This is a genomic window from Stenotrophomonas sp. C9D9, assembly GCF_056491205.1.
Genome location: NZ_JBSZIF010000003.1, coordinates 746,972 through 759,168, shown reverse-complemented (window position 1 = coordinate 759,168; position 12,197 = coordinate 746,972). Strand labels below are relative to the sequence as shown.

Below are 12,197 nucleotides of genomic sequence, written 5' to 3'. Positions count from 1 at the left end.
GTGTGGTGAATGGTTTCGATAGGTGAAATTGAGTGCCAGTTATCACAGTTCAGATGCGAACTTGATCGGGCATCACCTCGACTCTACGTGGCTGAAACCGTTCATCAAGGCGGCGATCGCAAGCCCGCGGAGAGCATCCACGCATGGCGTGGATCTACTGACCATTCCGCCTCCATCGCGTTCGCCCCTCGCCCGGTAGATCCACCCCATTCACCGATGAAACACATCGCACAGTAGATCCACGCCATGCGTGGATGAGACCGCCGACACACCGGGTTGATCCACCCCATGCACCGAGGAAACACAGCACACAGTAGATCCACGCCATGCGTGGATGAGACAGCCAACACACCGGGTTGATCCACCCCATGCACCGAGGAAACACAGCACACAGTAGATCCACGCCATGCGTGGATGAGGTGCCCTCCCGGGAAGGGTCAGACCCCCTTCCTGCGGAAAGGGATCCGACTCCGTGCCGTCAGATCTTCAGATAGATCTTCCGCCGGTCCAGCCACCACGCCACGCCCCACCACAGCGCGACGAACACCAGCGCCTGCAGCATCGACGCCAGTTCCAGCGACTGCGGCATCGCGTTGGCCAGCTGCTGCCAGATCCAGCCCCAGGCGCCGGTTGCCATCAGCACCACCCACGACATCACCGATGCCCCCAGGTACGCGGTGATCGCGTTGACCCCGAAGCGCCGGCCCAGCGCCGGCCAGCTCTTCTGGTCGATCAGCACGTGACCCAGCCACAGCGCCAGCGCGGCCAGGCCGCCGGTCCACAGCACATAGCTGGGCGTCCACAGCTGCTTGTTCAGCGGCAGCACCGTAGCCAGCAGCAGGCCCAGCACGCCGGTCGCCACGCCCAGCCCGGCCAATGCCGCCGAACGCCCATTGCGCAGCAGGCCTCCGGCAAGCAGGCCAAGCACCGTGCTGGCCAGCGCCACCAGCGTGCTCAGCAATCCTTCCGGGTCATGTCCGAGCCCGGTATCGGCATGCCACTGGTAGATCCACGGTGCGAACAGCGTGGTATCCAGGCGGCTGGCCGGATTGGTCCACGGCGCCAGATAGCCGACGCCCAGCAGCAGCACGGTATACCCCACCAGCAGACTGACCAGTACGGCCGCCTGTGCGCGCGGACGGGCATACACGGCCAACACCCCCACCAGCGCCGCACATACCGCGATTCGCTGCAGCACGCCCCAGATGCGGAAGTGATGGGTATGCAGTGCCCACCAGATCAACAGGTGCAGTAACACACCCGCTAGCAGGATGCGCAGCGCGCGCTCCAGCACGCCACGCGCCAGCGCTGGACGTGCAGCGGCATCCAGCGCGCGCGGTGCCACGCTGAAGGCCATCGACACGCCTACCAGGAACAGGAAGAACCCGGGAACACCAGGTGAGTGTGGGCGTGACCGTTCTGCCATTCCGAATGGCGCAGCGGTGCGAACACCGCACTCCAGTCACCCGGGTTGTTGACCAGCAGCATCGCCGCCACGGTGATGCCGCGCAGGGCATCGATCGAGCCCAGGCGGCGCGGCGGCATACTTCCCTTCAAGGGATCGGCCATCAGGCGGCCTCGTACTGTCCGGCAATCCAGGTACCACGCACCTGCAGGGCGTCATCCAGCAGGACCAGGTCGGCCTGGTAGCCCTCGGCGATGTGGCCGAGGCGGTCGTCGACGTTGAGGAACTGCGCCGGATAGGTCGAGGCCATGCGCGCCGCTTCGGCCAGCGGTTGGCCCAGCAGCTGCACGGTATTGCGCACGGCGGTGGCCATGTCCAGTGCAGAACCGGCCAGCGAACCGGCGGCATTGCGCACCACGCCATCGATGGCGGTGATGGTTTCGCCATACAGCACGTAGCTGGGATCATCCGCACCGACCGGCGGCATCGCATCGGTCACCAGCAGCAGGCGGCCGCGCGGCTTGGCCGCCAATGCCACGCGCAGGCTGGCCGGATGCACATGCACGCCATCGACGATGATGCCGATCCAGCTGTCGCGGTCTTCCAGCGCAGCGCCCACCGCGCCGGGCTCACGGCCCTGCAACGGCGACATCGCGTTGTACAGATGGGTGAAGCCGCGCACGCCGGCATCCAGACCCTCGCGGATCTCTTCGTAGGTGCCTGCCGTGTGGCCGGCGGCAACGATCACGCCGCGCTCGACCAGCGCACGGATCGTCTCCAGCGGCACGCGTTCCGGTGCCAGGGTCAGCAGGGTCACGCCGTTGTCGAGCGATGCGGCCAGCGCGATCTCTTCTTCGTCCGGCACGCGGAACTTGCTGGCATCGTGCGTGCCCTTGCGCGCCGGCGCGATGTACGGGCCTTCCAGATGGATACCGATCACGCCCGGCACCCCCTGCGCGATGGCCTCGCGCAGCGCACCGATGGCCTCGCGCATCACGCCCACGTCATCGCTGATCAGCGTCGGCAGCATGGCGGTCATACGAAACGACGGTGCGCCTGCGCGATGGTGCGCAGTGCCGCCACGTCCGGCGTGTTGTTGAACAGCGCACCGCCACCACCGTTGACCTGCACATCGATGAAACCGGGCAACAGCCAGCCACCGCCCAGGTCCACCTGCTCGGCGGCCTGGCCGAGCTGCGGCGCAGCGTCAGGCAGCAGCGCGCTGATGCGACCGTCCTCGATCACGACCGCCAGATCGTCGCGGAACTCATCGCCGGCGAGAATGCGGGCGTTGCGCAGCACCGTTGCCATCACACCGTCTCCGTAACCTTGTTCAGATGCGGCGGCAGATCCGGGTTGAAGCCACGACGCAGCGCCAACGCGTTGATCGCGCGATAGAAGCTCTGCACGGTCAGCAGCGGTGCGCATAGCGGGTGCGGCGCGGCGGCCACCGGCAGGTTGCCACCGGCACCGGCCATCCACACCTGCGCGCCGCGTGCGGTGAACTCATCGACCACCGCACGGGTTCCGGCACCAGTTTCGTCCGGCTGGGCGAAGGCCAGCACCGGGAAACCACGGCCGACCAGCGCCATCGGGCCATGCTTGACCTCGGCCGAGCTGTAGGCTTCGGCGTGCAGGCTGCAGGTTTCCTTGAACTTCAGCGCCGCTTCCTGCGCCGCGCCCAGACCCACGGCCACGGCCGAGCACGAACAGGTTGGTGGCATCGACCAGGCCTTCGGTCACCACGCTCCAGTCGCACTGCCAGGCCTCGCGCATCGCGTCCGGCAGCAGGTCCAGCGCCGCACGCAGGCTGCTGTCCTGCTTCCAGTACGGCCAGCTCTGCAGCAGTGCCGCCAGCGAGGCCAGGTAGCTCTTGGTGGCCGCCACGCTCTTTTCGGCACCGGCATGCAGCGGAATGACCGTGTCGGCCAGCTGCGCCAGCGGCGAATCCTCGACGTTGACCAGCGCGATCACGCGCGCACCGGCGGCCTTGGCAGCTTCCGCGTTGCGCAGCAGGTCCGGGCTCTTGCCCGACTGCGAAATGACGATGAACAGCGCACCGCGCAACTGAAGCGGCGCGGCATAGACCGAACCCACCGACGGCGAAGCCGATGCGACCACCAGGCCCAGCTGGGTTTCCAGCAGGTATTTGCCATAGGTGGCGGCATGATCGGAGCTGCCGCGTGCGCAGGTGACCACGAACGGCGGCGGCGCGGCGCGCAGGCTGGCGGCCAGGGTTTCCATGGTGGCGTGGTTGCGCGAGAACTGGCGCGCGACCACGTCGGCCGCTTCAGCGGCCTCGGCGAACATCAGGGTGGACGTGGGGTCTGACAGCAACATGGCGGGCTTAGGCAGGATCGGAAGGAAGGGGGCGTGCGCCGGCCGGGCGCATCGGCGCGGTCGAACCGCGCACCACCAGCTGCGGCACGAAGCCCTGGTTGTGCAGCGGCGCGGGCGCGTCGTCATAGGCGTCGCTGCGCAGCTGCGCGATCAGCAGGCGCGCGGCATGGCGGGCGATGTCTTCGGTGGCCTGCTTGGCGGTGGTCAGCGGCGGCCACGACTGGCGCGAAGGACTGTCCTCGAAACCGGCGATGGACAGGTCGTACGGCACGTTCATGCCGGCTCGACTTCGCGGCGGCCAGCACGCCGGCGGCGATTTCGTCGTTGGAACCGAAGATGGCGGTGGGCGGTTCGCGCAGCGCCAGCAGGCGGCGCGCACCGCGGAAGCCATCGTCGAAGGTGTAGTCGCCCTGCACCACCAGGTGCTTGTCCACGGTCATGCCGTAGTCCTTCAGCGCGGCTTCGTAACCGGCATAGCGCTCGCCCGAGGAACGGTGCGAGATGCCGCCCCAGAGGAAGCCGATGCGCTGGTGCCCCAGCTGGATCAGGTGCTCGGTGATCTCGTAAGCGGCCTCGCGGTCGTCGACGAACACGCAGGCACCGTCAGCCGGGTCTTCGGTGGCGGCGATGATGCGCACCAGCTTGATGCCACGCGCGGTCAACGCCTGGATCAGGTACTGCGGCGCTCGGACATCGGCGCGGTCAGCACCAGTCCGGCCAGGCGCGAACGCTGCACCCAGTCGGCCAGTTCATCGGCCAGCAGCGGCGAGCTGGGAATCGCAGGGATGGATCTGCAGGCCGAAGCCGGTCTCGGCAGGCGGCCAGCACGCCGTTCTGCACGCCGATGATGTGGTACGGGTTCGGGTTGTCGTAGACCAGCCCGATCACGAAGGTGGTGCCGCTGCGCAGGTTGCGCGCGGACGGATCGGGCTCGTAATCGAGTTCGGCGATCACACGCACACCCGCGCACGGGTGGCCTGCATCACCGAGGGCTCGTTGTTGATCACCCGCGAGACCGTCTTCAGCGAGACCTTGGCCTTCTCCGCAACGTCCTTGATGGTCGCTCTGCGCATGGGTTTTCCCTGGGGTTGGCCGCCGTCCATCATCGCCGATCAGGCCTTGTCCTGCGGCAGGCCGGCGCGATGGCCGATCACCGAGTAGAACAGGATGTACAGGTAGCAGGGCACCATCAGCAGCACGAACACCAGCTGGAAGTCGATGTGCTGCTTGAGCACGGCGAACAGCTGCGGAATGATCGCGCCGCCGGCAATACCCATCACCAGCAGGGCCGAGCCGGTCTCGGTGAAGCGGCCAAGGCCGCGAATGGCCAGCGGGAAGATCGCCGGCCACATCATGGCGTTGGCGAAGCCCAGCAGGGCCACGAAGGCCACCGATACGTAGCCGTGGGTAGCCCAGGCGCCCAGGCAGAACACCACGCCCAGCACCGCCGAGAAGGTCAGGTAGCGCGACTGCGACACCACGGTGGGAATCACCAGCAGGCCGACCACGTAGCCGACCAGCATCGCGCCCAGAGTGAGCGAGGTGAACATCTTGGTCTGGTCCAGCGGCAGGTCGAAACCATGGCCGTAGGTACCGATCGCATCACCGGCCATCACCTCCACGCCCACGTAGACGAACAGGCACAGCACACCCAGCCACAGATGCGGGAACTGGAAGATGCTGCGGCGCTCGGCGGCACCGGCCGCGACCGGCGTGGCGTTGGCTTCGGACGACTCTGATTTCCGGCAGCGGTGAGAACAGCACGGCCACTGCCAGCACCACCAGCAGACCCGCCATGGCCAGATACGGCGTGTGGATCTTGTAGCCAATTCGTTCAACAACTGCGCCTTGGTGGCTTCATCGCAGCGGCCACCGTGGCCGAGAGATGACCGATGCCATGCAGCACCACGGTGCCGATCAGCACCGGCGCCAGCATGCCGGCGATCTTGTTGCAGATGCCCATCAGCGCGATGCGGCGTGCCGCCGTCTGGATCGGGCCGAGGATGGAGATGTAGGGGTTGATCGCGTGTCTGCAGCAGCGCCAGGCCGCTACCGATCACGAACAGGCCGCCGAGCGCCCCCGGATACCAGCGCTGGGTGGCGAATTCACCGAACAACGCAGCACCACCGGCCATCACCAGCAGGCTCAGGCTGAGGCCCTTCTTCATGCCGGTGCGGCGCAGGATCCACGACGCTGGCAGGGCCAGGAAGAAGTAGGACAGGTAGAACACCATCAGCACCAGGAAGGCGCCGACCTCGCTGAGTTCGAAGGCCAACTTGACGAAGGTGATCAGCGGGCCGTTGAGCCAGGTGAAGAAGCCGATCAGGAAGAACAACACGCCAACGATGCGATGGAGGTGGCCACGTTCGGGCCTGGCGCTCGCAGCGGGGACGGCGGACATCAGGAGGGCTCCGCGGCGACGGCCGCAGAACGCGGCGTCGGAGAGTGGCTGGGAGACAACGTTGTCACATTCTTTCGATGGACAACAGCGGTTTGTCAACTTCCCTGCACGCCCCCGTGAACCTCGTGCTGCACTGCGCAAGCCGATTGCCGTGCACCGCGCTGAATGCGCTGCGGGCCTTGAGCCCCGTGCTGCAACGGTTCCCATGTGAATCCAGCACTCACGCCATGTAAACGTTTACCGCATGCCGCATTCGTTGCGGCGCAGCAGCAACGAAAGTGTCACGAACTCGTTGACATCGTTGTCAGCGGGGTTACAGACTCCGCCCCAATCGCCGCCCCCAATCCCGGGGCCGGCCCCACCTGCAGCAGGAGCCCGCGTGACCGCCAGCCACCCCGCCCCCTCGCATGTCCTGTCCCGCGTCGCGCCCTCGTTCCTGGCCCGCGGACGTCGGTGGCACCCATGTGCGCGTGGCCCGGGTCCAGGCCAGCGGTGACACCGCCCATCCGGTGCAGGTGCTGGAATACCGCAAGTACCGCAACGCCGACCATGCCGGCCTCAGCGCGATCCTGTTGGACTTTCTTGGCGAAGGCCCGCGGCCCACGCATTGCGTGGTTGCCAGCGCCGGCTACGCCCGCGGAGGACGGCGCAGGTGATCACCGCCAACCTGCCGTGGCCGCTGTCGGCACGCCAGGTGGAAGCGGACGTCGGCCTGCAGCGGGTCTACATCGTCAACGACTTCGAAGCGGTGGCCTATGCCGCCGCGCAGGTGGACGCCAGCGGCGTGCTGCACCTGTGCGGGCCGGACACCGCCACGCGTGGCCCGACCCTGGTGGTCGGCCCTGGCACCGGTCTCGGCGCCGCGCTGTGGATTCCCACCGCGCATGGTCCGGTGGTCCTGCCGACCGAAGCCGGCCAGCCGACCCTGGCCGCCAGCACCGAACTGGAAATGGCCATCGTCCGCCACATGCAGCGCGACCGCGCGCACGTGTCGATCGAGCATGCGATCTCCGGCCCGGGCCTGATGAACCTGTACCGCGCGGTGTGTGCGCTGCAGGGGCCAGGCACCGACGCTGGCCAGCCCCGATGCGGTCACCGCCGCGGCCATGGCCGATACCGATGCGCACGCGCGCCAGGCGCTGGATGTGTTCTGCGGCCTGCTCGGCAGCACCATCGGCGACATGGCGCTGTTCTATGGCGCCCACGGTGGCGTCTACCTGGCCGGCGGCATCCTGCCGCAGATCCGCGAATACCTGCACGCCAGCACCTTCGTCGAACGCTACCTGCAGAAGGGGCCGATGGGCGAAGCGCTGGCACGCATCCCGGTGAAGGTCGTCGAGCACGGCCAGCTGGGCGTGGTCGGCGCTGCCAGCTGGTACCTGCAGCAGTCGGCCGCCTGACACCGCAACAGGCTTCAACGCAATCGCAGCACGCTGTACGTGGCACGCCAACGCACGGGACTTCGCCGCCGCCCCGCGCCTGTCTTCGCAACCGTAATCGAACACCGCCGCCGGCATCCAATCGAGTGATGAGGAGAGACATCATGAACACCCGCAAGACCCTGCTTTCGGCCGCCATCGTCAGCTGCATCGCCTTCAGTGCGCACGCGCAGCAGGCCGCCCCGACCGCCACCGACCTGGACACCGTGACGGTTACCGGTATCCGTTGAGCTGAATGGAAAAGTCGCTGGACACCAAGCGCGAAGCCAATGCGCGCGTGGAAGTGGTCACCGCCGAGGACGTGGGCAAGCTGCCGGCGCACGACGTCGCCGACACCCTGCAGCGCCTGCCGGGCGTCAACATCAGTTCGTCCAGCGCAGATGAAGGCGGCGGCGGTCATCGGCGCTGGACGAACTGATGTTGACGCCCGGCAGGCGCTGCAGGGTGTCGGCGACGTTGTGCGCCGGCAGCTTGCCCACGTCCTCGGCGGTGACCACTTCCACGCGCGCATTGGCTTCGCGCTTGGTGTCCAGCGACTTTTCCATCGAGCCACGGATACCGGTAACCGTCACGGTGTCCAGGTCGGTGGCGGTCGGGGCGGCCTGCTGCGCGTGCGCACTGAAGGCGATGCAGCTGACGATGGCGGCCGAAAGCAGGGTCTTGCGGGTGTTCATGATGTCTCTCCTCATCACTCGATTGGATGCCGGCGGCGGTGTTCGATTACGGTTGCGAAGACAGGCGCGGGGCGGCGGCGAAGTCCCGTGCGTTGGCGTGCCACGTACAGCGTGCTGCGATTGCGTTGAAGCCTGTTGCGGTGTCAGGCGGCCGACTGCTGCAGGTACCAGCTGGCAGCGCCGACCACGCCCAGCTGGCCGTGCTCGACGACCTTCACCGGGATGCGTGCCAGCGCTTCGCCCATCGGCCCCTTCTGCAGGTAGCGTTCGACGAAGGTGCTGGCGTGCAGGTATTCGCGGATCTGCGGCAGGATGCCGCCGGCCAGGTAGACGCCACCGTGGGCGCCATAGAACAGCGCCATGTCGCCGATGGTGCTGCCGAGCAGGCCGCAGAACACATCCAGCGCCTGGCGCGCGTGCGCATCGGTATCGGCCATGGCCGCGGCGGTGACCGCATCGGGGCTGGCCAGCGTCGGTGCCTGGCCCTGCAGCGCACACACCGCGCGGTACAGGTTCATCAGGCCCGGGCCGGAGATCGCATGCTCGATCGACACGTGCGCGCGGTCGCGCTGCATGTGGCGGACGATGGCCATTTCCAGTTCGGTGCTGGCGGCCAGGGTCGGCTGGCCGGCTTCGGTCGGCAGGACCACCGGACCATGCGCGGTGGGAATCCACAGCGCGGCGCCGAGACCGGTGCCAGGGCCGACCACCAGGGTCGGGCCACGCGCGGCGGTGTCCGGCCCGCACAGGTGCAGCACGCCGCTGGCGTCCACCTGCGCGGCGGCATAGGCCACCGCTTCGAAGTCGTTGACGATGTAGACCCGCTGCAGGCCGACGTCCGCTTCCACCTGGCGTGCCGACAGCGGCCACGGCAGGTTGGCGGTGATCACCGTGCCGTCCTCGCGGGCGTAGCCGGCGCTGGCAACCACGCAATGCGTGGGCCGCGGGCCTTGGCCAAGAAAGTCCGACAGGATCGCGCTGAGGCCGGCATGGTCGGCGTTGCGGTACTTGCGGTATTCCAGCACCTGCACCGGATGGGCGGTGTCACCGCTGGCCTGGACCCGGGCCACGCGCACATGGGTGCCACCGACGTCCGCGGCCAGGAACGAGGGCGCGACGCGGGACAGGACATGCGAGGGGGCGGGGTGGCTGGCGGTCACGCGGGCTCCTGCTGCAGGTGGGGCCGGCCCCGGGATTGGGGGCGGCGATTGGGGCGGAGTCTGTAACCCCGCTGACAACGATGTCAACGAGTTCGTGACACTTTCGTTGCTGCGCCGCAACGAATGCGGCATGCGGTAAACGTTTACATGGCGTGAGTGCTGGATTCACATGGGAACCGTTGCAGCACGGGGCTCAAGGCCCGCAGCGCATTCAGCGCGGTGCACGGCAATCGGCTTGCGCAGTGCAGCACGAGGTTCACGGGGGCGTGCAGGGAAGTTGACAAACCGCTGTTGTCCATCGAAAGAATGTGACAACGTTGTTCCCAGCCACTCTCCGACGCCGCGTTCTGCGGCCGTCGCCGCAGGAGCCCTCCTGATGTCCGCCGTCCCCGCTGCAAGCGCGCGCCCGAACGTGGCCACCTCCATCGCCATCGTTGGCGTGTTGTTCTTCCTGATCGGCTTCTTCACCTGGCTCAACGGCCCGCTGATCACCTTCGTCAAGTTGGCCTTCGAACTCAGCGAGGTCGGCGCCTTCCTGGTGCTGATGGTGTTCTACCTGTCCTACTTCTTCCTGGCCCTGCCAGCGTCGTGGATCCTGCGCCGCACCGGCATGAAGAAGGGCCTCAGCCTGAGCCTGCTGGTGATGGCCGGTGGTGCTGCGTTGTTCGGTGAATTCGCCACCCAGCGCTGGTATCCGGGGGCGCTCGGCGGCCTGTTCGTGATCGGTAGCGGCCTGGCGCTGCTGCAGACCGCGATCAACCCCTACATCTCCATCCTCGGCCCGATCGAGACGGCGGCACGCCGCATCGCGCTGATGGGCATCTGCAACAAGATCGCCGGCATGCTGGCGCCGGTGCTGATCGGCACCGTGGTGCTGCATGGCATCGGTGATCTCTCGGCCACGGTGGCCGCTGCGGATGAAGCCACCAAGGCGCAGTTGTTGAACGAATTCGCTGCCAAGATCCACACGCCGTATCTGGCCATGGCGGGTCTGCTGGTGGTGCTGGCAGTGGCCGTGCTGTTCTCACCGCTGCCGGAAATCAAGTCGTCCGAAGCCAACGCCACGCCGGTCGCGGCCGGTGCCGCCGAGCGCCGCAGCATCTTCCAGTTCCCGCATCTGTGGCTGGGTGTGCTGTGCCTGTTCGTCTACGTGGGCGTGGAGGTGATGGCCGGTGATGCGATCGGTACCTACGGCCATGGTTTCGACCTGCCGCTGGACCAGACCAAGATGTTCACCTCGCTCACTCTGGGCGCGATGCTGGTCGGCTACGTGGTCGGCCTGCTGGTGATTCCCACCGTGGTGTCGCAGTCGCGCTACCTGACCTTCTCGGCGGTGCTGGGCGTGGTGTTCTGCCTGGGCGCCTGGGCTACCCACGGCTACGTATCGGTGGCCTTCGTGGCCCTGCTGGGCTTCGCCAACGCCATGATGTGGCCGGCGATCTTCCCGCTGGCCATTCGCGGCCTTGGCCGCTTCACCGAGACCGGCTCGGCCCTGCTGGTGATGGGTATTGCCGGCGGCGCGATCATTCCGCAGCTGTTCGCCGTGCTCAAGCAGCACATCGACTTCCAGCTGGTGTTCGTGCTGCTGATGGTGCCCTGCTACCTGTACATCCTGTTCTACTCGGTGATCGGCCATCGCGCCGGCCTGCCGCAGGACAAGGCCTGATCGGCGATGATGGACGGCAGCCAACCCCAGGGAAAACCCATGCGCAGAGCGACCATCAAGGACGTTGCGGAGAAGGCCAAGGTCTCGCTGAAGACGGTCTCGCGGGTGATCAACAACGAGCCCTCGGTGATGCAGGCCACCCGTGCGCGGGTGCTGCGTGCGATCGCCGAACTCGATTACGAGCCCGATCCGTCCGCGCGCAACCTGCGCAGCGGCACCACCTTCGTGATCGGGCTGGTCTACGACAACCCGAACCCGTACCACATCATCGGCGTGCAGAACGGCGTGCTGGCCGCCTGCCGCGAGACCGGCTTCGGCCTGCAGATCCATCCCTGCGATTCCAGCTCGCCGCTGCTGGCCGATGAACTGGCCGACTGGGTGCAGCGTTCGCGCCTGGCCGGACTGGTGCTGACCGCGCCGATGTCCGAGCGCCGCGACCTGATCCAGGCGTTGACCGCGCGTGGCATCAAGCTGGTGCGCATCATCGCCGCCACCGAAGACCCGGCTGACGGTGCCTGCGTGTTCGTCGACGACCGCGAGGCCGCTTACGAGATCACCGAGCACCTGATCCAGCTGGGGCACCAGCGCATCGGCTTCCTCTGGGGCGGCATCTCGCACCGTTCCTCGGGCGAGCGCTATGCCGGTTACGAAGCCGCGCTGAAGGACTACGGCATGACCGTGGACAAGCACCTGGTGGTGCAGGGCGACTACACCTTCGACGATGGCTTCCGCGGTGCGCGCCGCCTGCTGGCGCTGCGCGAACCGCCCACCGCCATCTTCGGTTCCAACGACGAAATCGCCGCCGGCGTGCTGGCCGCCGCGAAGTCAGCCGGCATGAACGTGCCGTACGACCTGTCCATCGCCGGTTTCGAGGACAGTCCATTCTCGCGCCAGTCGTGGCCGCCGCTGACCACCGCCAAGCAGGCCACCGAAGACATCGCCCGCCATGCCGCGCGCCTGCTGATCGCGCAGCTGCGCAGCGACGCCTATGACGACGCGCCCGCGCCGCTGCACAACCAGGGCTTCGTGCCGCAGCTGGTGGTGCGCGGTTCGACCGCGCCGATGCGCCCGGCCGGCGCACGCCCCCTTCCTTCCGATCCTGCCTGAGCCT

The 12,197-nt window shown here is 67.3% G+C and carries 3 protein-coding genes and 8 pseudogenes; 4 read left to right on the top strand and 7 right to left on the bottom strand.

The window, feature by feature from the left end; genetic code table 11:
• Positions 1 to 478 precede the first annotated feature (478 nt).
• The 5 pseudogenes from ACXI0D_RS05425 to ACXI0D_RS05405 form a co-directional block, all read right to left on the bottom strand.
• Positions 479 to 1,569 (bottom strand): annotated as a pseudogene (locus ACXI0D_RS05425) (acyltransferase family protein).
• Positions 1,569 to 2,716, bottom strand: a pseudogene (gene nagA / locus ACXI0D_RS05420) (N-acetylglucosamine-6-phosphate deacetylase). Before nagA ends, ACXI0D_RS05425 begins: the two co-directional pseudogenes overlap by 1 nt.
• Positions 2,716 to 3,745: pseudogene (locus tag ACXI0D_RS05415) on the bottom strand (SIS domain-containing protein). Before ACXI0D_RS05415 ends, nagA begins: the two co-directional pseudogenes overlap by 1 nt.
• Positions 3,746 to 3,752: 7 nt before the next feature.
• Positions 3,753 to 4,818, bottom strand: a pseudogene (locus ACXI0D_RS05410) (LacI family DNA-binding transcriptional regulator).
• A 39-nt stretch (positions 4,819 to 4,857) separates the two neighbouring features.
• Positions 4,858 to 6,147, bottom strand: a pseudogene (locus ACXI0D_RS05405) (sugar MFS transporter).
• Positions 6,148 to 6,526: 379 nt separating this feature from the next.
• Between ACXI0D_RS05405 and ACXI0D_RS05400 the strand changes: the two are divergent.
• Together ACXI0D_RS05400 and ACXI0D_RS05395 are read left to right on the top strand one after the other, a co-directional pair.
• Positions 6,527 to 7,547, top strand: a pseudogene (locus ACXI0D_RS05400) (glucokinase family protein).
• Between the two features lie 143 nt (positions 7,548 to 7,690).
• A pseudogene (locus tag ACXI0D_RS05395) lies at positions 7,691 to 7,977 on the top strand (TonB-dependent receptor plug domain-containing protein); the annotation flags it as partial.
• A gap of 4 nt (positions 7,978 to 7,981) precedes the next feature.
• On the opposite strand, the pseudogene ACXI0D_RS05390 reads toward ACXI0D_RS05395, so the two are convergent.
• A pseudogene (locus ACXI0D_RS05390) lies at positions 7,982 to 8,260 on the bottom strand (TonB-dependent receptor plug domain-containing protein); the annotation flags it as partial.
• A gap of 143 nt (positions 8,261 to 8,403) precedes the next feature.
• Positions 8,404 to 9,420 carry a glucokinase family protein gene (locus ACXI0D_RS05385; protein WP_479642385.1) on the bottom strand — a complete coding sequence of 339 codons (1,017 nt, stop codon included), beginning with the start codon at positions 9,418 to 9,420 and terminating at the stop codon, positions 8,404 to 8,406.
• Positions 9,421 to 9,796: 376 nt separating this feature from the next.
• Between ACXI0D_RS05385 and ACXI0D_RS05380 the strand changes: the two genes are divergently transcribed.
• Both ACXI0D_RS05380 and ACXI0D_RS05375 read left to right on the top strand, forming a co-directional pair.
• The gene (locus ACXI0D_RS05380; protein WP_049442850.1) at positions 9,797 to 11,086 is read left to right on the top strand and encodes a sugar MFS transporter; all 1,290 of its coding nucleotides are present in this window, start codon (positions 9,797 to 9,799) and stop codon (positions 11,084 to 11,086) included.
• Positions 11,087 to 11,125: 39 nt separating this feature from the next.
• Complete coding sequence (locus ACXI0D_RS05375; protein WP_006391719.1) at positions 11,126 to 12,193, top strand: LacI family DNA-binding transcriptional regulator; 1,068 nt, start codon at positions 11,126 to 11,128, stop codon at positions 12,191 to 12,193.
• Positions 12,194 to 12,197: the final 4 nt, after the last annotated feature.